This is a genomic window from Candidatus Symbiopectobacterium sp. 'North America' (genome assembly GCF_015762685.1).
Lineage (GTDB): Bacteria > Pseudomonadota > Gammaproteobacteria > Enterobacterales > Enterobacteriaceae > Symbiopectobacterium.
Genome location: NZ_PEHF01000071.1, coordinates 1 through 21,738, shown reverse-complemented (window position 1 = coordinate 21,738; position 21,738 = coordinate 1). Strand labels below are relative to the sequence as shown.

Sequence of the window (21,738 nt, the reverse complement as noted above, 5' to 3'; positions counted from 1 at the left end):
GGCTGATGGCTGAAAACCCGGAAATCTCAAAAAGTGCGTGGAACTAAAACCGGTGTGCTTACAATATGGCTTGCGGTTTACAAATTTGGGACAAAACGTCCGGCGGTATGATTGTCGATTTAACAACCCAATTTACCAATATAATTGGTTTTGTTGATGTTCCATTCCCTCCGATTCTAAATGGTCAATTTGATTGGAGTGTGTGGTATCATATTTTTGTTCCGGAGTTTTCTTTAGGGATTCCATTTTAGTTTGTATCTCATAATTGGCATGTAAACCATCCAGATTGGTTGGAAAATTTACCAGCTTGGAATTACTCAGACATGTTTGATGTTGCTTCTGATATGTATGTTAGTGATAACGTTTTGTATTATAAGTATACCCCGCTATCTAACATTCCTATGGGAGATCAAACAGAATGGGGTTGGGGTGGGCATAGGTTATGGTATGGAGTTAATTAATGAGCGCTGGAATTCAAGTTTTTAATAAAGGGAAAACAATACAAATAAGCAATGAACTTACTCCACTTTTTTTGAGAAAATCCGGGCAGATAAAGAAAGATGCGAGTTGGATTGTTGACTCAACTTCAAGGTTGCCATGCAGAACTAGAGATGCTATTGACTTATCTGCGTATACTTGTCCTTTTATTTTTTTACAGCTAGGCATATGAACGACAGAATATGCCCTATGGTTTGGGGGGATGGTAATTTATTTTTTATAAGTGGTGGAATATAAATATAGAGAACGATATACAATATTATATATTTGATATGTGGCAACCGCCTGAACGATCAACGAAAGGGGTACAGGTATGGAATTCAGTAACAAAGGATTTGATATTTGATGGTTTGGCTTGGTATTCCTTGCAAATAAAAAATATTCAATATCCCTCATGATGTCCCTGGGACAAAATGGGGAACTGATTATGCGTATGTGGTTGATACCGGATTGTCAGGGAATATTGCGGTTGGCTTTTCTTCATATAGAAGTTTTACCGTTGCTTCGTATAGCGGTGGAACCAATGCTAATGGAATATGGGGTTGGATGCTTAGGGAATGTGCGTGGTCAGTTAGTGGCACGGTGTACGTAAGCAATAACATGTCTACTGCTGATTATACGTCTTAGAATGGATATGTACCAACATTAAACCCTTATCAGCATGGCTCTAATTTATATGTTATTGATACGTCAATTCTTCCAATTAACTACAGGTGATAGATCAACGTTATAAAGTGTTGACCTTTTTTGGAGATACTATGTCTTGGTATAAAACCGGAACCATCGCTGCCACTAATGGTAGCAAAATTATTACGGGCTCAGGAACCCAATTCACTAATCCATTAAACGGTGTATCAGCAGGGCGGATATTATTATTTCCTGCTGCTGGCACTGTTCAGATTTATGAAATTGAGTCTGTGCAATCCGATACACAATTAACGCTGGTATCGGCATTTACTGGCACAACGGGAACGGGTAAAGCTTATGCCATTCCCACTTCACTGGCTGTTTCAATTGAGCAATTTGCTCACGAGTTTGCATCAACGCTTGCCTATTACCAGCAGCAGCTATCAGGATGGCAGCAGATATTAACAGGAACGGGAAACGTTACGCTCACTACGCCAGATGGGCAGGCCGTTACCGTTCGTTCTCAGCAGGATTAGGATGCTGCTCTTACTTGTAAATTGGCCAAAGGTGATTACGGTATTGGTGGTGACGGCAAAGTTGTTACGGACGCAAACGCCATCACTGAGGGGTGAATATACGGCCTTGCTGCTGGTAGCGCCAATACGCCAGAAAATGACGTGTTCAAGATTCTGCATATTGCCTACAACGTTAATAGCGCAACGCAACTAGCCTTCAATAACTCAGCTATGGAAGCAAATAGAAACTTCTGGTTCAGATATAAGCGCGGGGGTAATTGGGACACCTGGCGGCAGGTTTGGCATACCGGAAATATTTCTAAGCAAGCCGATACCTATGACGTCACCACTGGAAAGGTGTTAATAAATGGTGCCCATGGATGGCGGGAAAAAGGCAGGGCTTTTACCCGCGACGAAGCTGCAATGCTTGAATTGCTAAGGGGGCCAGCTAACGGCTGTCAAGTGTACAGGAATGACACGGGCAATGTTGCCTATGGGTTGCGGTATGCGCCGTCCCTGTTGCTCAGGGCTGGTGATTTATGGAGTTCGGTATCATTTGGTCATGAGGCTAATGTAGGAAACCCATCGTTTGGCATTAGGGCGACGATAGGTAATGAAGCAGGCACTGTTGCTACAGTCCACAATTTTTGGACTGATAGGAACCTTATTAAACAAGCTAGTTCCACGGATGCATCAGTAGGCCGAGTGCTAACGTTAGCGTCGGAGGGTGGTTCTTTCGGCCTCGGTGGCATTGCTACCCGTATGCCTGCTAATTCGAATGTAGCGGACTACCTTCGGTCGGTTCCTACTGGTTTTTATGCTGTAGCATCGACAGCGGATACAGTCGGATTACCAGCGCCCGTTGTTGTCGGGGCTGGGTACATGTTCCACCTTATGCGTTACAACACAAACCCGTTGGCCATAGTAACTGCATCTTTGATAGGTGGGGGTATGTGGCGCGGAACACTTGGCGCGACTGGAGGCATAAACTGGCTTTCTATTTGGGACAGCACAAACCTCGTAAAACAATCCAGCGAAATAGATACGACTTCCGGTGCCGTGCTTATTAACGAAGCCTTTGGTTTGGGGGCGCAAGCGAGTAAATACATTGTTGGAAGTTTAAACGACGCGACTAGAAACGGATTTTTTAGATATACAGCAGGTACAACGGGCGCTCCAAGTTCCGTCGCTGGGTTTGGGATTATGTTTGGTTTTGATACAAACACGCAGGCTCAGCTAGTATCACCCGCTGGAGAGAACGGGGTTAGATTTAGGCGTAAAGGCGGTGGTGGTTGGCTAGCGTGGACAACTCTTCTAGACCAAGAAACAGCGCAAACTGTTACGGCAATAAAAACGCATAATGCCGCAGTGGTAACAGCCAATGCAGTAGCATTCCGCGGAACGTACACGGACGGGACAGTAAGAAACTTAGCGCATATTAACGCACAAAATATCGTGCACATCGGTGACGGAGCAGCGCCTACCACTATCCACGGTAGTGCGATGCCATTAATTCAGGTTGGTGCTGGCACGGCTTATGAAATCGTCGATGCAGGAACATCACAAACAATATCTGGAGAAAAAACATTTACTGGGCGCTCAATATTTTAAAACAATGGAAGGGCTATTTATCTTGTTGACCCTAACATTGCAGCAGGAACGCTTGGTCGCAGTTTCGATATTAGCAGAACAATAACTGGTTCTGATCCGCGATTTGTGTTTGCTCAAAGAACGAATCCTGGTGTTGGTGCTGGTCAGACATATGTTGATTTACCAGTAAAGAACACCGGTAAGGTTTTGGTGACAAATAACAATGTGACTGTCGACTCAAACGGCTTCTACAAAGCCGCCTCCCCCGTCGTGAAGTTGTTTGCAGACGGCACCAGCGAACTCACCAGCGAAGCGGTCGGCATCACTACCGAACGCCTGAGCGAAGGGGTGTATCGCATTTCCGGTTGTCTGTGCCTGAATGCCGATCGCGCCTGGGGCGGTGATGAGGGCAATGAGAAGATAAAATCGGATGGCTCTATCGTTATCCGCACCTATTACCGGCCACACCCTGACGCCCCCGCGTTTGCACGCAATGAGATAGACGGCTACGCGAACGGCGACCCGATCGATATTCCGCACGACACCTTTATCTCGGTGCGAGTACAAATGCCAGAGGTTGAGGTGCAGGATGAGGTAGTTAAAACGGCGCCAAATCAGGCTGGAAACAACGTTATTTTGGAAACTTCAACGCAAGCATAAATGATACCCTAAGCCGGCCAGCAATGGCCGGTCTGACGGGGAGGAGCGCATAATCACTTAACCTGAAATTTTTTCTCACAGCGGTGATATTCGCGCTGCATGAGCCTAAAAATGTTTTTATAATCCAATAAAAATCAATAGATAAGCATTACGCTGCGCTTCCTGCCCCGCTGTTATTCCATTACGGAACTTATCATTTCAATTCGGCATTTCATAACCCTTCCTACAGCACCGTATAGTCTACTTATCCAATTTTTAACTTTGTTAAGGTGATTGTGAACTATCTCCCTTTGTTCGCTGACGTGAAGCAGCGTGTAGTGTTGGTGGTCGGCGGTGGTGAGGTAGCAACGCGCAAGATTGATTTGCTATTGCGTGCGGGCGCCGATGTACATGTGGTCGCCAAATCCCTGGCAGAACCGCTGTTGGCAAAGCACCACGCCGGTCAGGTGCACTGGTTGGCGCAGGAATTCTCCCCAGAACAGGTGGATAAAGTCTTTCTGGTGATCGCCGCTACCGATGATGTGGTGTTGAATGCGGCGGTGTCTCAAGCGGCGCAGCAGCGCTATCGCCTGGTTAATGTGGTGGACGACCAGGCCAAATGCTCGTTTATTTTTCCGTCTATTGTCGATCGCTCGCCGTTAGTGGTGGCGATTTCGTCGGGCGGACAAGCGCCGGTTTTGGCGCGTTTACTGCGCGAGAAACTCGAGGCGTTGCTCCCTGCCAGTTTGGGTTATATGGCCCGGGTTGCGGGGGAATGGCGCGATCGGGTCAAAGAGCGGTTTCATTCAATGCGTGCGCGTCGTCATTTTTGGGAGCAGCTGTTCAATAGCCCTTTTGCTGACCAGATCGCCGCTGGGCAACAGAAAGTGGCAGAAGAAACCCTGCGCCAGCAGTTGGATCAACCGCAACAGGTGCTGGGGGATGTAGCGCTGGTTGGAGCGGGGCCGGGAGACGTCGATTTGTTGACCTTTCGTGGTTTACAACTGATCCAATTGGCGGATGTGGTGCTCTATGACCATCTGGTGAGCCCGGAAGTGCTGGAACTGGTGCGCCGTGATGCGGAGAAAATCTGCGTCGGCAAGCGCGCCTCCGCGCACTCATTGCCGCAGGGGGAGATCAATCGTCTGCTGTTTACGCTGGCATCGAGCGGTAAACGTGTGGTGCGTCTGAAAGGCGGCGATCCGTTCATCTTTGGGCGCGGCGGTGAGTAAGTGCAATACCTGGCAAAAGCCGGGGTTCCCTTCCAAATCGTACCGGGGATCACGGCGGCTGCGGGCGTTACCGCCTATGCCGGTATCCCGCTTACCCACCGTGATTACGCGCAAAGCGTGCTGTTTATTACCGGGCACTGCCGTCCCGACGGCGAAGCGCTCGATTGGTCCACGCGGGCGCGTGGGCGTCAGACGCTCGCTATCTATATGGGCACGGTGAAAGCGGTGGAAATCAGCCAGCAGCTGATCGCCCATGGGCGTGCACCGGATACGCCGGTGGCGGTGATTAGCCGTGGTACGCGAGCGGATCAGTCCGTGAAAATCGGCACGCTGGCGCAGTTGGAGACCTTGGCGCATCAGGCTCCGACGCTGGCATTATTGGTGATTGGCGAGGTGGTTGCACTGCACCATCAACTCGCCTGGTTTGGTCTACAGGCGCAGGAGACCGGGCAAACCGGACGTTCTCCGCTCGTGAATTTGGCTTGAGGAAGGGTTATGGACGAGAAACGACTAACGCACCTGCGACAGCTTGAAGCGGAAAGCATACATATCATTCGCGAAGTGGCGGCAGAATTCAGTAATCCGGTGATGATGTACTCCATTGGCAAAGATTCTTCCGTATGTTGCATCTGGCGCGCAAGGCGTTCTATCCCGGCACGTTGCCGTTTCCGCAGCTGCATGTAGATACTGGGTGGAAGTTTCGCGAGATGTACACCTTCCGCGATCGCACAGCGAAAGTCTATGGCTGCGAACTGCTGGTGCACCGTAACTCCCAGGGCGAAGCGTTAGGGATTAACCCGTTTGTGCACGGCAGCGCCAAACACACCGATATCATGAAAACCGAAGGGTTGAAGCAAGCGCTGGATAAATACGGCTTTGATGCCCCGTTCGGCGGTGCACGGCGTGATGAAGAGAAATCCCGCGCCAAAGAAAAGAGCGTATCTACTCCTTCCGCGACCGTTTTCATCGCTGGGACCCGAAAAATCAGCGCCCAGAGCTGTGGCATAACTACAACGGCCAGATTAACAAAGGGGAAAGCATTCGCGTGTTCCCGCTCTCCAACTGGACGTAGCTGGATATCTGGCAATATATCTACCTGGAAAATATCGACATTGTGCCGCTCTATCTGGCCGCTCCGCGTCCGGTGCTGGAGCGTGACGGCATGTTGCTGGTGGTGGATGACGATCGTATCGATCTGCAACCGGGCGAGGTTATCGAACAGCGTATGGTGCGCTTCCGTACCCTCGGCTGTTGGCCGTTGACTGGCGCTGTGGAATCGCACGCGCAGACGCTGCCGGAAATCATTGAAGAGATGCTGATCTCGACCACCAGCGAACGGCAAGCGCGCGTCATTGACCGGGATCAGGTCGGCTCGATGGAACTGAAAAAGCGTCAAGGGTATTTCTAAGAAATAATCAAATAAATCAAAGTATTGTATAACAGATTGCCGAACAGGGTGGAGTCGAAGCCTACTTGCACGCGCAGCAGCACAAAAGTTTACTGCGCTTTCTGACCTGAGGAAGCGTGGATGACGGCAAAAGTACCTTGATTGGCCGTTTGCTGCACGATACGCGTCAGATATACGAAGATCAGCTTTCCACGTTACACAACGACAGCAAGCGGTTAGGAACACAAGGGGAGAAGCTGGATCTGGCGTTGCTGGTGGACGGTTTGCAGGCCGAGCGTCAGCAGGGCATTACCATCGATGTCGCCTACCGCTATTTCTCCACGGAAAGACGTAAATTCATTATCGCCGATACCCCCGGTCATGAGCAGTACACCCGTAACATGGCTACCGGGGCCTCGACCTGCGATCTGGCGATCCTATTGATCGATGCGCGCAAAGGCGTACTGGATCAAACCCGCCGTCATAGCTTTATTGCCACGTTGCTGGGCATTCGCCATCTCGTCGTGGCGGTGAATAAAATGGATCTGGTGGGCTATCAGCAAACGGTATTTGAGCAGTTCAAGCAGGATTACCTCGATTTTGCTCAGCAGCTACCATCATCGCTTCAGGTGACCTTCGTGCCTATCTCCGCGTTGGATGGGGATAACGTGGCGACGCCAAGCACCACCATGCCATGGTACAGAGGCCCGACGCTGCTGGACGTGCTGGAAACGGTCGACGTTACGCGCGACAGCGATACGCAGCCTATGCGTTTCCCGGTGCAGTATGTAAATCGGCCCAACCTGGATTTTCGCGGTTATGCCGGAACGCTGGCCTCCGGCGTGGTGCAGGTCGTGCAGCGCGTGAGGGTGTTGCCATCAGGCGTAACCTCCTCCGTGGCACGCATCGTGACTTTTGATGGCGATCTGCAACAGGCTCATGCGAGGGAAGCGATCACGCTGGTACTGGCTGATGAAGTGGATATCAGCCGTGGCGATTTGTTGGTGCCGTAGGCAGATGAACTGCGTGCGGTGCAGTATGTGCAGATCGATGTGGTGTGGATGGCGGAGCAACCGTTGGTGCCGGGGCACAGCTATGACATCAAAGTTGCGGGTAAGAAAATCCGCGCGCGGGTAGACAATATTCAGTATCAGGTTGAGATCAATTCACTGACGCAGCTTGTCACTGAAAGTTTGCCGTTGAACGGCATTGGTCTGGTGGATTTGACCTTTGATGAGCCGCTGCTGCTGGAGCCCTATCAGCAAAATGCCACCACGGGCGGTATGATTTTTATCGACAGACTGAGCAACATGACCGTCGGTGCCGGTCTGGTACGCGAGGCGGTTGCTCAGGTGACGCAGGAAGCGTCTGCCTACAGTGCGTTTGAGCTGGAGTTGAATGCGCTGGTGCGCCGTCACTTCCCGCATTGGGGTGCGCGCGATCTGCTGTGAGGGAAGTAGCATGGCGTTGCCTTCAGAAGAGAAGCATCACGCCGTTGATGGCAATATTCATGATGACAATATTGTCTGGCACGATCATCCAGTGGCACGCCTCGATCGGGAGCGATTGCACCGCCATCAAGGGGCCGTTATCTGGTTCACTGGCCTGTCAGGGTCAGGAAAGTCCACGCTGGCAGGGCAACTGGAACAGCGCTTACATCAACTCGGTGTCAGCACCTATTTGCTTGATGGCGACAATGTGCGCCACGGGCTGTGCCGCGATCTGGGCTTTTCTGATGACGATTGGCGCGAAAACATTCTGCGTGTGGGTGAAGTGGCCTGTCTGATGGTCGATGCCGGGCTGGTGGTGTTGACGGCGTTTATTTCGCCCCACCGAGCAGAGCGCCAGATGGTGCGCGAATCGCTGCCGGAAGGAAAGTTTATCGAAGTGTTTGTCGATACACCGTTGGCCGTATGCGAAGCGCGTGATCCTAAAGGATTGTATAAGAAAGCACGAGCCGGCACGCTGACCAATTTTACCGGTATCGATGCCGTCTATGAGCCACCGCACGCGCCTGATCTGCGCTTGGAGGGCGAACAATTAGTAACAAATTTGACCGATCAGTTATTAGATCTACTGCACAGTCGAGCTATTATCAAAGTTTGATTGGCTCTGTCAGGTGTCACCGCCTTTCGCGGTGGGGCGGAGTGTTATAGGGTAGACTATGCAGAACGTAACGCAGTTATCGGTAAGTAAGCGGCCAAGGAGGCGTGAAGATGAACGCACCTACCCGTTTATGGGAGCTATCGCCGGTTTTTCTTTCTACTGGTTGGCGTTTGTGGTGCCGATTTGGGTCTATGGCTCGAACACCACGCTGTTTTTTATGCTCTACACCTGGCCGTTTTTTTTGGCGCTGATGCCAGCCTCCGTGCTGATCGGCGTGTTTTTCAGTGTGATTTTCAAAGGCAACATGACGCTGATGGTGTTGTGTAGCGGCGCAGTGATTGTCTGTTTGTTCTGGCTGGTGTTTTTACTGATCACTGGGTGGTGAGGTGCGGCGTAAATCGCCGCTATCTGTTACCGACGTTTAACAAATGTGACTGATATCTCTTCGCGCGCACTGTTCCTCGTGTTTCTTCTCTCGTTCTGCAACAACGCCTTTACGGCTCGGGTTATCCGCTTTAAACCAAATGAACCGTACTCAGGTGCGTTAATCCACCCTGATAATATGGAGTCGAAGGCAAAGTTATGGGATGATTAGGCGGTTTTTCAGGGGGCGGGATGGGAAAGCTAACGCTGTTATTATTGATTTTGCTCGGTTGGCTGCAATATTCGCTGTGGCTGGGTAAAAATGGCATTCATGACTATGTTCGGGTTAAAGATGACGTGGCTGTCCAACAGGGCAACAACGGCAAGCTCAAAGCCCGGAACGAACAGCTGTTTGCGGAAATCGACGATCTCAACGGTGGACAAGAAGCCATTGAAGAGCGTGCGCGCAATGAGCTGGGCATGATCAAACCGGGTGAGAGCTTCTATCGTCTGGTGCCGGATCAATCTGGTCGTCGTGCGGCGACGGCGTCTTCATCTGCAAATTCTGGCGCATCCAGCTCTCTGTCGCCTTCTAACCCTATGACGTCACGTTAACCCATGTCTGAACCGCTGGTCTCCTTACCTGAGGTTGTCGCCGTTCTGCCCGCCGCCGGAAACGGCAGCAGAATGGAGTGCGACTGTCCAAAACAATATCTCACCCTCCATGGAAAAACGCTGCTGGAACATACGCTGGCTGCGCTGTTTCAGCATCCGCACATTCAGCGTGCCGTGGTGGTTGTCAGCCCCGACGACTGGCGCTTTGCCGCCTTGCCGCTGGCACAGGACCCGCGCGTCAGCGTGGTGCTCGGCGGCAAACAGCGGGCTGATTCGGTGCTGGCCGGCTTGCGCGCGGTCAGTGATGCGCCCTGGGTGTTGGTGCATGACGCCGCACGTCCGTGTTTACACCTTCAGGATCTGGATCGCTTGTTGCAGCTTATCCGGCACTGCGACGTGGGCGGCATTCTTGCTGCACCTGTGCGGGATACCATGAAGCGTAGCCAGGGTGAGGTGATTGAGCACACGGTTGATCGCCGCGATTTATGGCACGCCTTGACGCCGCAACTGTTTCCACGGTTATTATTACAAGATTGTCTGGAGCGCGCGTTACAACAAGGGGCTGTCGTGACCGATGAAGCGTCGGCACTCGAGTATTGCGGCTATCATCCACAGATTGTTGCAGGACGTGCTGATAATATTAAATTGACGCGTCCTGAGGATTTGGCGCTGGCCGAGTTCTACCTGGCTCGATTGGCACCGCCAAGCGTGTGATGTACCCTTCACCGGTTTCATGTTTCATAACCATTCGCTAATCAAGGAGAATAACCCCATGCGTATTGGTCACGGTTTTGATGTCCACAAACTGGGAGGCGAAGGCCCATTGGTGATCGGCGGGGTTCGTATTCCTTACCCTCAGGGATTGTTGGCTCATTCTGATGGGGATGTGTTGCTGCATGCGGTAACCGATGCGCTGCTCGGCGCGGCGGCGTTAGGCGATATCGGTAAACTGTTTCCCGACACCGATCCCGCCTACAAAGGCGCGGATAGCCGCGAACTGCTGTGCCAGGCGTGGCAGCGGATACAAGAAAAAGGCTATCGGCTGGGCAATCTGGATGTCACTATCATTGCGCAAGCGCCGAAAATGGCCCCGCACATTCCGCAAATGCGGGTGAATCTGGCAGAAGATCTTAACTGCCATATGAATGACGTCAACGTAAAAGCCACCAACACTGAACAGCTCGGGTTTACTGGACGTGGAGAAGGGATCGCCTGCGAGGCGGTTGCGCTGTTGGTGAAAGATGAACGGAGTGAAGTGGTCGCATGGTAATGCAGCAAGAACCCGCTATGCTCAACATGGAAAGTCTGTTCTGGCTGCATGGTGAACCGCAGGCGACAGGAACGCTCAAAGCAAGCGCCGATGATTTCCGTGTGGTGGAAGATCTGGGTTTTGCACAGGATGGCGATGGTGAACATCTGCTGGTTCAGGTACGTAAACGTGGCTGCAACACGTTGTTTGTGGCTGAAGCGTTGGCGAAATTCGCCCGTATTCCCGCGCGTGCCGTGAGTTATGCTGGCTTGAAAGACCGGCATGCGGTGACGGAGCAGTGGTTTTGCCTACATTTGCCGGGCAAAGTGTTACCCGATTTCTCCGCTTTTGCGCTTGAAGGGTGTGAAATCCTTAACAGTGCCCGTCATCGGCGCAAACTGCGTATCGGTGCGTTGCGCGGCAATCAGTTTACGCTGACGCTGCGCAATATCAGCGACCGTGCTGCCGTCGAAGCGCGGCTAGCGGCGATTGCCGAACAGGGCGTGCCGAACTATTTTGGCAGTCAGCGTTTTGGTCGCGGCGGCAACAACCTGATTCAGGCGGCACGTTGGGCCAGAGACGAGATTCGCGTTAGCGAGCGCAGTAAACGCAGCTTTTATCTGTCGGTCAGCCGTAGCGCGTTGTTCAATCTCATCGTAAGCCAACGTTTGAGTCAGGGATTGGCAACGCAAGTGCTGGCGGGTGATGCGCTGCAACTCGCCGGGCGCGGTAGTTGGTTTGTCGCAAATGAGGACGAGTTAGCGGCACTGCAAACGCGCGTTGATAAACGTGAGCTGTGCGTGACAGCACCTCTGTCCGGCGACGGCGATCCTGGCATTCAGGGTGACGCGTTGGCGTTTGAACAACGCTGCCTGATGGGGCTCGAGATGCTGCTTGGATTGCTGCGTCGTGAACGGGTGGAGGTTGCGCGCCGTGCCGCACTGCTTTATCCGCAGCAGATGTGCTGGTCCTGGCTGGATGATGCGTCGGTCACGCTGGATTTCTGGCTACCGGCAGGCAGTTTTGCCACCAGCGTTGTGCGTGAGCTCATCACGCCGCTTGAGCAGATGGATATCGCTGATTGAGATGCAGTGTCAGGTGTAGTAACGATATAGTACCTATGCAATAAGGGTGTGAGCTCACGGCAAGGGATTGCCATTATTGAGTAAAGGCATGAAGACGTTAATCACGACTGAGGCTGACGGGATAGGGTGAACAAGCGCATGCAAACGATGCTGACACTGTTGCGTCAGCAGGGCATTCATAACGAGCGATTGCTTAAGGCTATCGAGGCTGTGCCGCGTGAGCGTTTTGTCGACGAAGCCTTTGAGCATAAGGCTTATGAAAATACCGCGTTACCGATAGGCTCCGGTCAAACCATCTCTCAGCCTTATATGGTTGCCCGCATGACGGACCTGTTGCAATTGACGCCCGCATCTCGCGTACTCGAAATTGGCACCGGTTCCGGCTACCAAACGGCGGTTTTGGCGCATTTGGTAAAGCAGGTTTTTTCCGTTGAGCGTATCAAAGGGTTGCAATGGCAGGCTAAACGGCGTTTGAAGCAACTGGACCTGCACAATGTTTCCACTCGACACGGCGATGGCTGGCAAGGCTGGCCGTCACGCGGCCCGTTTGATGCCATTATTGTGACGGCGGCGGCACCTGAAATTCCGAATGCGCTGATAGCGCAATTAGATGAAGGGGGCATTATGGTGCTCCCGGTGGGAGAACAGTCGCAAACGTTGCAGCGCATACAACGCCACGGTGGAGAATTTGTGGTTAATACCATTGAAACGGTTAAATTTGTTCCACTGGTCAGAGGCGAACTAGCCTGATACCTTTGCAAGCACGTTTATGGGTATCAGTCATTTACGATTTATTTCAATAGAACTTATTTCAATACAACCCTGTCATAGTGAGAACATGTTGATATTGTTAGCATTGGATAAGTGCCAATACTGTGACGACGGGGCTGTCTTTGAGCGGTTTGATTAATGTATACCCTAAATAATTCGCGTTGCAGGAAGGCGGCAAGTGAGTGAGTCCCGATGAGCTTACTCAGGTAAGTGATTCGGGTGAGCGAGTGCAGCCAACGCATCTGCAACGTGAAGTATGACGGGTATATTGATTGAGTATTACGGTTATAGGGGAGCAAGGCGCATGGGAAGCCAAACGAGAACACTGCGTCAGATGGCGGCGTGCACGGCAATTATTCTGGGGTTGGCGGGATGTTCCAATAACGACAGCAAACCCGCCCCAATCAGCAGCGTAGGCGGTCAGGGCAATAGCAGCCGCCGCGGTGGAATGCTCCCGACTGCGCCTTCTAATATATCATCTTCCGGCGATGCGCCGATCACCACGCGCGATGGCCGCATTGTGTACAACCGTAGCTATAACGCTATTCCTAAAGGTAGCTATGGCGGCAGCACCTATACGGTAAAACGGGGTGATACGTTGTTCTACATCGCCTGGATTACCGGCAGTGATTATCGCGAGTTGGCTCAGCGCAACAATGTGCCTGAGCCTTATAGCCTGAACGTCGGGCAGGTGCTTCAGGTGAGTGACGGTTCCTCCGCGCCGGTAAGCAGCGGATCGACTGGCGGTGGACGCATGCTGGCAGGCGGTACGGGCAGCAGCAGCGGCGGTATGCTGGCACCTTCCGATGCCACGCGTGGCGGTGTGCCTCAGCCGCCGTCAATGACGCAAATTCAAACAACGCAGGTTGATTATCAGTCAACTAATGCGTATTCTGGAAATTCGTGTAAACAGAATGTAGGTAAGATGTTGCCTTCCACTGGAGCTGCTGTGACCGCCCCCGCGGCTGTTGAAAGCAGTGCTCCTGCTGTCGGCAGCTGGCGTTGGCCTACTGAGGGGAAAGTCATAGATAGTTTCTCCGCGTCGGAGGGGGGAAACAAAGGGATTGATATCGCTGGCACTCGTGGGCAACCGATCATGGCGACCGCTTCAGGGCGTGTTGTTTATGCGGGCAACGCTTTACGCGGGTACGGTAATCTGATCATCATCAAGCACGACGATGATTACCTGAGCGCCTATGCCCATAATGAAACTATGCTGGTCCGGGAACAACAAGAGGTCAAGGCGGGTCAACAGATCGCTACCATGGGTAGCACCGGAACCAGTTCAGTACGCTTGCATTTTGAAATTCGTTACAAGGGGAAATCCGTAAACCCGCAGCGTTACCTTCCGCAGCGATAAATCGGGCAGAGTATTTCGGTATTCTGCCAAGGGATCACGGGTAGGAGCCACTAATGAGCCAAAGCACGCTGAAAGTTAACGAGTTACATGATGATGCCGAGTTCGAGGAAAATGGACTTGATGTTTTTGACGAAAAGGCGCTAGCGGAGGAAGAAGCGGGGGATAATGAGGCATCCGACGATGAGTTGTTATCCCAAAGTGCAGCCCAGCGTGTGCTGGATGCTACCCAACTTTATTTAGGGGAGATTGGTTACTCTCCGCTTCTGACCGCTGAAGAAGAAGTATTTTTTGCCCGTAGAGCGCTGCGCGGTGATGTTTCATCGCGACGCCGTATGATTGAAAGTAACCTGCGGCTGGTGGTGAAAATTGCCCGTCGCTACAACAATCGCGGTCTGGCGCTGTTGGATCTCATCGAAGAAGGTAATCTTGGTTTGATCCGTGCGGTTGAGAAGTTCGATCCCGAAAGGGGTTTCCTCTTTTCAACCTATGCCACATGGTGGATTCGCCAAACGATTGAACGGGCTATCATGAACCAAACCCGCACTATTCGTCTGCCTATCCATATCGTCAAAGAATTGAACGTTTATCTGCGTACCGCGCGTGAGCTTTCGCATAAACTGGATCACGAGCCCAGTGCGGAAGAGATTGCCGAGCAGCTCGACAAACCTGTTGATGACGTAAATCGCATGTTGCGCTTGAATGAGCGTATTACATCGGTCGATACGCCATTGGGCGGGGACTCTGATAAAGCGCTGCTGGATATTCTGGCGGATGAAAAAAACAACGGACCAGAAGACACCACGCAAGACAACGATATGAAACAGAATATCGTTAAATGGTTGTTTGAACTGAACGCTAAACAGCGTGAAGTGCTGGCTCGTCGTTTTGGGCTGCTGGGGTATGAAGCGGCAACGCTTGAAGACGTTGGTCGTGAAATTGTCTTGACCCGTGAACGCGTGCGCCAAATCCAGGTGGAAGGGCTGCGCCGTTTGCGTGAAATTTTGCAAGTACAGGGGCTGGATATTGAAGAACTGTTCCGTGAATAACGAAGCAGAAACGATCGCCGTATTTGCACGTTGAGTCGACTATTTGTCAAATAAAAGAGGTGGGGAAAACCCCACCTCTTTTTTATGCTGTATTTCTACGTATTAACGAACGGTATTGGCCGACAAAAAATCAACGATCTTGCCAACCTTGATCATCTTTTTCTCACCGTCGCGACGATATTTATATTCAATCTCGTCGTTATCCAGATTGCGATCGCCAATGACGATAGTGTGCGGCACGCCAATCAATTCCATATCCGCAAACATCACACCCGGACGCTCTTTACGATCGTCGAGCAGCACATCGATGCCTTTGGCGCGCAGTTGCTGATAAATGTCTTCAGCCAGCTCTTTCACGCGGAACGATTTGTGCATGTTCATCGGCAGGATCGCCACCTGGAAGGGGGCGATGGCGTCATGCCAGATAATGCCACGATCGTCGTGGTTCTGTTCGATGGCGGCAGCCACCACGCGCGTCACCCCGATACCGTAACAGCCCATGGTCAGGATCTGGTTACGACCATCTTCACCTTGCACGCTGGCTTGCAGTGCCTGAGAGTATTTGGTGCCCAGTTGGAAGATGTGACCCACTTCGATGCCGCGTTTGATTAACAGGGTGCCTTTCCCGTCCGGGCTGGCATCGCCTTCAACCACGTTGCGGATATCTGCCACTTGTGGCAGTGCAACGTCACGCTCCCAGTTAATGCCAAAGAAGTGTTTGCCGTCCTGGTTTGCGCCAGCGCCGAAATTGCTCATTGCCGCGACGGTGCGATCGATAATCACCGGTATTGACATATTAACCGGGCCTAATGAGCCTGGGCCTGCACCAACGATGTCGCGAATCTCAGCCTCGGTTGCGAAGGTCAGCGGGCTGGCGACCTGCTCCAGTTTCTCCGCTTTCACTTCATTCAGCTCATGATCGCCACGCACCAGCAGGGCAATCAGCTTGTGGCTGCTCTCTTGTGTCGCTTTCACCAGCAGCGTTTTGACCGTTTTTTCGATCGGCAGGTTAAACTGCTCAACCAGCTCGGCGATGGTTTTGGCGTTGGGGGTATCAACCAGACGCATCTCTTCTTTCGCTTCGGCACGTCCCAGCGTGGGGGCAACGGCTTCAGCAAATTCGATATTGGCGGCGTACTCGGAGTCGGTAGAGAAAACGATGTCATCTTCGCCGCTCTGCGCCAGCACCTGGAATTCGTGTGATGCGCTGCCACCGATGGAGCCGGTGTCCGCCTGAACCGCGCGGAAGTTCAACCCCATGTGGCTAAATGCACGGCTATAGGCGTCGTACATCGCGTCATAGGTGACCTGCAACGATTCCTGAGAGGTATGGAACGAGTAGGCATCTTTCATGATGAATTCGCGAGAACGTATCACGCCGAAACGCGGGCGCACTTCATCGCGGAATTTGGTCTGGATCTGGAACAGATTCAGCGGCAGCTGCTTATAAGAGTTCAGCTCGTTGCGCACCAGATCGGTAATCACTTCTTCATGCGTGGGACCGAGAACAAACGGGCGGTCACCGCGATCGACAAAGCGCAGCAATTCCGGGCCATACTGTTCCCAGCGGCCACTCTCCTGCCACAGATCGGCGGGTTGTACCACGGGCATGGAAATCTCGATAGCACCGGCGTTGTTCATCTCTTCACGCACGATGTTTTCGACTTTCTTCAGAACCCGGTAGCCGGTCGGCAACCAAGTGTATAACCCGGAGGCCAGCTTGCGGATCATCCCAGCGCGCAGCATCAACTGATGGCTGATGACTTCCGCGTCGGCAGGCGTCTCCTTCAGGGTGGAGAGCAGATATTGGCTAGTACGCATGGTGTTTTAGTTCCGTCAGAACGCAAAGTAATAGGCACCGATGTGCCCCAAAACGAGATGCAAAGGGCCATGTAGGCCCTTAAACACGGTAAAGTGGCTTAGTGTAACAGTGACTTTCCTTCGTCAAAAGTGTGCGGCGTGAATTTTATGGCGCGCAGGCTATGGATAACGATTCAGTTTTCGCTTAGCGCAAGGCTGAGCACTTCCGTCCGCATGTCCGTTACGCGCCAGCGCACGTTGAATTCCAGCAACAGGGCGGCGTAATCACGCGAGGCTTCCCCCTTGCGGTACGCCGGGCGTGGATCCTGATTCAACACCTGGGTGATAAAACAGCGCAGATGTGGGTAAGTGGATTGATGTTGCGCCAGTTGTTGCTCTGCCAATGCAGAAAAATGCACGGGCATCGCGGTGTCGGGTGCCTGTTGCGCGAAGCCGCCGATGGCATCAGGCACGCTCTCCGCAAAGGGCAAATAGGGTTTGATATCAACCACCGGCGTGCCGTCGACCAGATCGAGGCTGCCCAACTGTAAGATAACGCTGTTGCTTGTGGTCTTTATCCCTTTCAGTCGGACCAGCGACATACCGATGGGATTCGGGCGAAACGTGGAACGTGTGGCGAAAACCCCCATACGCGCATTCCCGCCCAAGCGGGGAGGGCGCACCGTTGGTCGCCAGCCCTGCTCCATGGTGTGGTGAAAAACAAATAACACCCAAATATGGCTGAACGCTTCCAGCCCACACACCGCTTCTGGCTGGTGGTAGGGAGGCAGAAGATGCAGTTCTCCGTTGCCATCTTCAATCAGGCCGGGTTGCCGTGGCACGGCGAATTTTTCTTTATAAGGTGAACGGATAACGCCAATCTGATCGAAATGATAGGTGGTCATTGCCCAGCTTTATTGAGAAGAAATTTTCAGTGCAGTGCCTTCACAGATGGCCTGCCGATAGCAGCCTGCAACGCCACTGACGACCTGACAGTTGTGCACCAGAACCGCATTGGCGCGCATCGCTGTTGCACGCGTTTGCAGACGGCGGCGTGCATTTGCAACCGTCGCGGGCGTATCTTGCACGCTAGCCTGGCACACAGAGCCAGATACTTCGCCCATATCGCGGAACGGTTTACCCACTAACTCTTCCGCATTGTTATACAGCACGGCGGTTGCCGGACGCGGAGCCGGTTTCGCTTTGGCCGGAGCTTCGACAGCTGGTTCGATAACCGGTTGCGGTGCGGGTGCCGTTTTGGGTTGCAGCAGGGAACATCCTGTTAGTGACAGCGCTAAAAACACGAGCGGTATAGCACGCATAGCATTTCCTCTCTACTATTCTTCTTTTGAAGTGCGCTTATTGAAGCAAGCTACGACACAAATAACAAGACGGGCACCGAGGCCCGTCTTGAAATAATTGTCACTCGCGTATCGGGTGATATTACCAGCCTTTCACCGCGCCGCCGTTGAAAATCTTGTTGGCCGCTTCATAAACTTCGTCTGACTGGTAAGCCTGAACGAATTTCTTCACGTTGGCCGCGTCTTTGTTGTCTTCACGCGACACAATCAGGTTTACGTACGGAGAGTCTTTATCTTCCACGAACAGACCGTCTTTGGTCGGTGTCAGGTTAATCTGGCTGGCATAGGTGGTGTTGATGATAGCCAGTGCGATTTGATCGTCATCCAGAGAGCGTGGCAGTTGCGGTGCTTCCAGTTCGACCAGTTTCAGGTTTTTAGGGTTTTCAACCACGTCCAGCACGGTCGGCAGCAGGCCAACGTTATCTTTCAGTTTGATCAGACCCTGTTTTTGCAGCAGTAGCAGGGAGCGATCCAGGTTGGTCGGATCGTTAGGCAGTGCAATTTGCGCCCCGTTTTGCAGCTCGTCTAATGATTTAATTTTTTTAGAGTAGCCAGCGATCGGGTAGACAAAGCTGTTGCCGACAGCAACCAGTTTGTAGCCACGGTCTTTGATCTGTTGGTCCAGATAAGGCTTGTGCTGGAAGCCATTCAGGTCGATATCCCCTTTGCTCAGCGCTTCGTTCGGCAGCACGTAATCGTTAAAGGACACCAGTTCCACGGTCAGGCCATATTTGTCTTTAGCCACTTTCTGGGCAACTTCAGCAACTTGCTGTTCAGCACCCACAATAACACCGACTTTGATGTGGTTCGGGTCTTTTTCTTCTTGTCCGCAGCCTGCCAGCGCCAGTGTACCCAGTACGGCGACGGTTTTAAATTTGATTGTCATTTCCTTAACCTCTGCATATTTAACGTTTTGCGGCTTGCCGACAGCGGCATAGTCCGACGTGTAGTAAAACTTATTTATTAGTCACTGCCCGTACCGTGCGATCGCCTACGAATTGGATCAGGTAGACCAGAACAACCAGTAATATTAATACCGTATTCATGACTGTCACGTTATAACCAATGTATCCATACTGATAACCAATTTGACCTAACCCACCGGCACCGACTGCGCCCCCCATAGCAGAATAGCCTACCAGGGTGATAAGTGTGATGGTGGCGGCATTGATAAGACCGGGAAGTGCTTCTGGCAGCAGAATCTTACGAATGATCTGTAACGGTGTGGCTCCCATAGCGCGCGCCGCTTCGATCAATCCGCTGGAGATTTCCAGCAGGGCGTTTTCTACCATACGCGCGATAAACGGTGCTGCGCCTACGGTCAATGGCACAATGGCTGCCTTCAACCCGATAGAAGTGCCGACGATGGCGCGTGTGAACGGAGTCATCCACACCAGCAAAATAATGAACGGAATAGAACGGAAAATATTCACCAATGCTGACAGTGTGCGATACAGCGGCGGATTGGCAACGATCTGACCCGGACGGTTAATATAAAGCATCACGCCAACCGGCAATCCCAGCACAAAGCCAAAGAAGCCGGAAACAAATGTCATCACAACGGTTTCCCAAACGCCTTTCGCCATCAACCACATCATTTCTTCAGACATAGCCCAGCACCTCAACTTTCACATGGTGTTTCTGTAAAAACGCGATGGCGGCCACCGTGTCCTGTTCTTCGCCGTGCATCTCGGCCAACATGATGCCGAATTTGACGCCACCTGCGTAATCCATTTGCGCACTGATGATATTGTTATTGACGTTAAAGCGGCGCACGATCGTTGAAAGTAACGGCGCATCGACGGATTGACCGGTAAATTCCAGCCGTAGCAGCGGGGTGTTTTGATCGTTGTGTGGTGCAGCGATGAGTCGGGACTGGTAATCCTCGTGTATATCCAGATGCAGCGTAGACTGAATAAAGGTTTGTGCCAGAGGCGTTTTAGGGTGAGAGAATACTTCGCTAACCGTGTCCTGCTCAATCAATTGACCGCCACTGATCACGGCTACCTGATCGCAGATGCGTTTTACAACATCCATTTCATGGGTGATCAACAGGATGGTTATCCCTAAACGACGATTAATGTCTTTGAGCAATTCGAGAATGGAACGCGTAGTGGCCGGATCGAGCGCACTGGTGGCCTCGTCACACAGCAGTACCTTAGGATTGCTGGCCAGCGCGCGAGCAATCGCAACGCGCTGCTTTTGTCCGCCGGACAGATTTGCCGGGTAAGCATCGTACTTGTCCGATAACCCCACCAGTTCGAGCAATTCGTTGACGCGGCGGGTAATTTCGTTTTTTGGCGTGGTGTCCAGCTCAAGAGGCAGGGCCACGTTACCAAACACGGTACGAGACGCCAAAAGATTAAAGTGCTGGAAGATCATGCCAATCTGGCGGCGTGCCTTGGTTAACTGCGCTTCGGACAGCGCCATCAAATCCTGGTCACCAACCAATACCTCACCGTGTGTCGGGCGCTCCAGCAAATTTACACAGCGGATCAACGTACTTTTACCTGCGCCGGATGCGCCGATAACCCCATAGATCTGCCCAGCAGGGACATACAGACTGACATTGTCCAGTGCTGTGATGGTCCGGCCTTTCTGCTGGAAAATTTTTGTAATGTTAGAAAGTTTAATCATCTTTATTTATCGTAAGTGCCTATTGTGGGATAGATCAACGTCTGCCGTATGCAGAATATTGTACGGATGTTAGGGTGTCTAGACGTCTAAGTCAATTTACTTTGTCGTTATGACGCATTCTCGCAAAGTACAAAAACATGCGATACTAACACGCAAATAACGCCATCAGGAGCACATAGCAGTGGCACAAACGATTCCAGCCGTTTTTCTCGATCGCGACGGCACGATTAATGTCGATCATGGTTACGTTCATGAGATCGATCAGTTTGAGTTTATTGATGGCGTTATCGACGCGATGAGTGAACTAAAGAAGAAAGGATTTGCGCTAGTGCTGGTGACTAACCAGTCCGGTATTGCGCGCGGCATGTTCAGTGAAGATGATTTCATGCACCTGACCGAGTGGATGGATTGGTCGCTGGCCGATCGCGGGGTCGATTTGGACGGCATCTATTTCTGTCCCCACCACGCAGAACAGGGGCAAGGGGAATATCGTCAGGAGTGTGACTGCCGTAAACCCAAGCCGGGCATGTTTCTCTCAGCGCAGAGCTTCCTCAATATCGATATGGCCGCTTCTTATATGGTCGGTGATAAAGAAGAAGACATGCAGGCTGCCATTGCGGCGGGTGTCGGAACAAAAGTACTGGTGCGTACCGGCAAGCCGATTACCGAGCAAGGTGAAGTGCTGGCTGATATCGTGATTGATAGTCTGGCCGATTTGCCACGCGTTATCGAACAGCGTAAATGAGTAAAATCGGACTTATCGGGTGGAATTTGAACAAACGGAAAAAAAGATGAAAAAAGGGGTTGTGTAAATTATTGGGATCCCTATAATGCGCCTCCGTTGACACGACACGAAG

20 protein-coding genes and 3 pseudogenes are annotated in these 21,738 nt (G+C 52.0%); 17 read left to right on the top strand and 6 right to left on the bottom strand.

All coding sequences use genetic code 11. The features are described from left to right. The first annotated feature begins 65 nt into the window (after nt 1-65). The 16 genes and pseudogenes from CS369_RS22610 (at nt 66) to rpoS (ending at nt 15,083) form a co-directional block, all read left to right on the top strand. On the top strand, nt 66-251 hold the full coding sequence (locus CS369_RS22610) for a hypothetical protein (RefSeq protein WP_210769498.1): 186 nt from the start codon (nt 66-68) through the stop codon (nt 249-251). A gap of 1,005 nt (nt 252-1,256) precedes the next feature. Beyond that, a complete protein-coding gene (locus tag CS369_RS15085; RefSeq protein ID WP_196907754.1) occupies nt 1,257-1,661 on the top strand; it encodes a hypothetical protein in 405 nt (134 codons plus the stop codon). 141 nt (nt 1,662-1,802) lie between these two features. Continuing rightward, nucleotides 1,803-3,251, top strand: coding sequence for a hypothetical protein (locus CS369_RS15080; protein ID WP_196907753.1), 1,449 nt, complete (start codon nt 1,803-1,805; stop codon nt 3,249-3,251). Between the two features lie 189 nt (nt 3,252-3,440). Beyond that, nucleotides 3,441-3,890: a hypothetical protein gene (locus CS369_RS15075; RefSeq protein ID WP_196907752.1), complete on the top strand. Its 450-nt coding sequence runs from the start codon at nt 3,441-3,443 to the stop codon at nt 3,888-3,890. Nucleotides 3,891-4,165: 275 nt separating this feature from the next. Continuing rightward, a pseudogene (gene cysG, locus CS369_RS15070) lies at nt 4,166-5,587 on the top strand (siroheme synthase CysG). A 9-nt stretch (nt 5,588-5,596) separates the two neighbouring features. After that, nucleotides 5,597-6,509, top strand: a pseudogene (cysD, locus tag CS369_RS15065) (sulfate adenylyltransferase subunit CysD). A 35-nt stretch (nt 6,510-6,544) separates the two neighbouring features. Next, nucleotides 6,545-7,939: pseudogene (gene cysN, locus CS369_RS15060) on the top strand (sulfate adenylyltransferase subunit CysN). Further along, nucleotides 7,887-8,594: an adenylyl-sulfate kinase gene (gene cysC, locus CS369_RS15055; protein WP_196907751.1), complete on the top strand. Its 708-nt coding sequence runs from the start codon at nt 7,887-7,889 to the stop codon at nt 8,592-8,594. The pseudogene cysN and the gene cysC overlap by 53 nt, the downstream one beginning before the upstream one ends. 58 nt (nt 8,595-8,652) lie before the next feature. Further along, nucleotides 8,653-8,979, top strand: coding sequence for a DUF3561 family protein (locus CS369_RS15050; RefSeq protein WP_196907750.1), 327 nt, complete (start codon nt 8,653-8,655; stop codon nt 8,977-8,979). 230 nt (nt 8,980-9,209) lie between these two features. Continuing rightward, entirely contained in the window at nt 9,210-9,572 is a 363-nt protein-coding gene (ftsB, locus tag CS369_RS15045) for a cell division protein FtsB (RefSeq protein ID WP_196907749.1), read from the top strand. 3 nt (nt 9,573-9,575) lie between these two features. After that, on the top strand, nt 9,576-10,286 hold the full coding sequence (gene ispD / locus CS369_RS15040; protein ID WP_196907748.1) for a 2-C-methyl-D-erythritol 4-phosphate cytidylyltransferase: 711 nt from the start codon (nt 9,576-9,578) through the stop codon (nt 10,284-10,286). Nucleotides 10,287-10,344: 58 nt separating this feature from the next. Then, nucleotides 10,345-10,842 (top strand): 2-C-methyl-D-erythritol 2,4-cyclodiphosphate synthase, encoded by a 498-nt coding sequence (ispF, locus tag CS369_RS15035; protein ID WP_196907747.1) that lies wholly within the window; start codon nt 10,345-10,347, stop codon nt 10,840-10,842. 17 nt (nt 10,843-10,859) lie between these two features. After that, the gene (truD, locus tag CS369_RS15030; protein ID WP_196907755.1) at nt 10,860-11,906 is read left to right on the top strand and encodes a tRNA pseudouridine(13) synthase TruD; all 1,047 of its coding nucleotides are present in this window, start codon (nt 10,860-10,862) and stop codon (nt 11,904-11,906) included. 138 nt (nt 11,907-12,044) lie between these two features. Continuing rightward, on the top strand, nt 12,045-12,656 hold the full coding sequence (locus tag CS369_RS15025; RefSeq protein ID WP_196907746.1) for a protein-L-isoaspartate(D-aspartate) O-methyltransferase: 612 nt from the start codon (nt 12,045-12,047) through the stop codon (nt 12,654-12,656). A 325-nt stretch (nt 12,657-12,981) separates the two neighbouring features. Continuing rightward, nucleotides 12,982-14,037 (top strand): murein hydrolase activator NlpD, encoded by a 1,056-nt coding sequence (gene nlpD / locus CS369_RS15020; RefSeq protein ID WP_196907745.1) that lies wholly within the window; start codon nt 12,982-12,984, stop codon nt 14,035-14,037. A gap of 53 nt (nt 14,038-14,090) precedes the next feature. Then, nucleotides 14,091-15,083: an RNA polymerase sigma factor RpoS gene (gene rpoS, locus CS369_RS15015; protein WP_196907744.1), complete on the top strand. Its 993-nt coding sequence runs from the start codon at nt 14,091-14,093 to the stop codon at nt 15,081-15,083. Nucleotides 15,084-15,185: 102 nt separating this feature from the next. On the opposite strand, the gene proS is transcribed toward rpoS, so the two are convergent. From proS to metN, 6 genes are all read right to left on the bottom strand, one after another. Next, entirely contained in the window at nt 15,186-16,904 is a 1,719-nt protein-coding gene (gene proS / locus CS369_RS15010; protein WP_196907743.1) for a proline--tRNA ligase, read from the bottom strand. Between the two features lie 173 nt (nt 16,905-17,077). Continuing rightward, entirely contained in the window at nt 17,078-17,788 is a 711-nt protein-coding gene (tsaA, locus tag CS369_RS15005) for a tRNA (N6-threonylcarbamoyladenosine(37)-N6)-methyltransferase TrmO (protein WP_196907742.1), read from the bottom strand. Between the two features lie 9 nt (nt 17,789-17,797). Further along, nucleotides 17,798-18,205, bottom strand: coding sequence for an Rcs stress response system protein RcsF (rcsF, locus tag CS369_RS15000; RefSeq protein ID WP_196907741.1), 408 nt, complete (start codon nt 18,203-18,205; stop codon nt 17,798-17,800). Between the two features lie 121 nt (nt 18,206-18,326). Beyond that, entirely contained in the window at nt 18,327-19,130 is an 804-nt protein-coding gene (locus CS369_RS14995; protein WP_196907740.1) for a MetQ/NlpA family lipoprotein, read from the bottom strand. Between the two features lie 70 nt (nt 19,131-19,200). After that, nucleotides 19,201-19,854, bottom strand: a complete 654-nt coding sequence (locus CS369_RS14990) for a methionine ABC transporter permease MetI (protein ID WP_196907739.1) — start codon at nt 19,852-19,854, stop codon at nt 19,201-19,203. Then, entirely contained in the window at nt 19,847-20,881 is a 1,035-nt protein-coding gene (gene metN, locus CS369_RS14985; RefSeq protein ID WP_196907738.1) for a methionine ABC transporter ATP-binding protein MetN, read from the bottom strand. The genes CS369_RS14990 and metN overlap by 8 nt, the downstream gene beginning before the upstream one ends. 181 nt (nt 20,882-21,062) lie before the next feature. On the opposite strand from metN, the gene gmhB reads away from it, so the two are divergent. Continuing rightward, nucleotides 21,063-21,626 carry a D-glycero-beta-D-manno-heptose 1,7-bisphosphate 7-phosphatase gene (gmhB, locus tag CS369_RS14980; RefSeq protein WP_196907737.1) on the top strand — a complete coding sequence of 188 codons (564 nt, stop codon included), beginning with the start codon at nt 21,063-21,065 and terminating at the stop codon, nt 21,624-21,626. Nucleotides 21,627-21,738: the final 112 nt, after the last annotated feature.

What these genes read in the sequence shown, in the direction of transcription:
- CS369_RS22610 (WP_210769498.1), top strand. Translation starts at nt 66, where the DNA reads ATGGCTTGCGGTTTACAAATTTGGGACAAAACGTCCGGCGGTATGATT.
- CS369_RS15085 (WP_196907754.1), top strand. Translation starts at nt 1,257, where the DNA reads ATGTCTTGGTATAAAACCGGAACCATCGCTGCCACTAATGGTAGCAAA.
- cysC (WP_196907751.1), top strand. Translation starts at nt 7,887, where the DNA reads ATGCGCTGGTGCGCCGTCACTTCCCGCATTGGGGTGCGCGCGATCTGC.
- CS369_RS15050 (WP_196907750.1), top strand. Translation starts at nt 8,653, where the DNA reads ATGCAGAACGTAACGCAGTTATCGGTAAGTAAGCGGCCAAGGAGGCGT.
- ftsB (WP_196907749.1), top strand. Translation starts at nt 9,210, where the DNA reads ATGGGAAAGCTAACGCTGTTATTATTGATTTTGCTCGGTTGGCTGCAA.
- ispD (WP_196907748.1), top strand. Translation starts at nt 9,576, where the DNA reads ATGTCTGAACCGCTGGTCTCCTTACCTGAGGTTGTCGCCGTTCTGCCC.
- ispF (WP_196907747.1), top strand. Translation starts at nt 10,345, where the DNA reads ATGCGTATTGGTCACGGTTTTGATGTCCACAAACTGGGAGGCGAAGGC.
- truD (WP_196907755.1), top strand. Translation starts at nt 10,860, where the DNA reads ATGCTCAACATGGAAAGTCTGTTCTGGCTGCATGGTGAACCGCAGGCG.
- CS369_RS15025 (WP_196907746.1), top strand. Translation starts at nt 12,045, where the DNA reads ATGCAAACGATGCTGACACTGTTGCGTCAGCAGGGCATTCATAACGAG.
- nlpD (WP_196907745.1), top strand. Translation starts at nt 12,982, where the DNA reads ATGGGAAGCCAAACGAGAACACTGCGTCAGATGGCGGCGTGCACGGCA.
- rpoS (WP_196907744.1), top strand. Translation starts at nt 14,091, where the DNA reads ATGAGCCAAAGCACGCTGAAAGTTAACGAGTTACATGATGATGCCGAG.
- proS (WP_196907743.1), bottom strand. Translation starts at nt 16,904, where the DNA reads ATGCGTACTAGCCAATATCTGCTCTCCACCCTGAAGGAGACGCCTGCC.
- tsaA (WP_196907742.1), bottom strand. Translation starts at nt 17,788, where the DNA reads ATGACCACCTATCATTTCGATCAGATTGGCGTTATCCGTTCACCTTAT.
- rcsF (WP_196907741.1), bottom strand. Translation starts at nt 18,205, where the DNA reads ATGCGTGCTATACCGCTCGTGTTTTTAGCGCTGTCACTAACAGGATGT.
- CS369_RS14995 (WP_196907740.1), bottom strand. Translation starts at nt 19,130, where the DNA reads ATGACAATCAAATTTAAAACCGTCGCCGTACTGGGTACACTGGCGCTG.
- CS369_RS14990 (WP_196907739.1), bottom strand. Translation starts at nt 19,854, where the DNA reads ATGTCTGAAGAAATGATGTGGTTGATGGCGAAAGGCGTTTGGGAAACC.
- metN (WP_196907738.1), bottom strand. Translation starts at nt 20,881, where the DNA reads ATGATTAAACTTTCTAACATTACAAAAATTTTCCAGCAGAAAGGCCGG.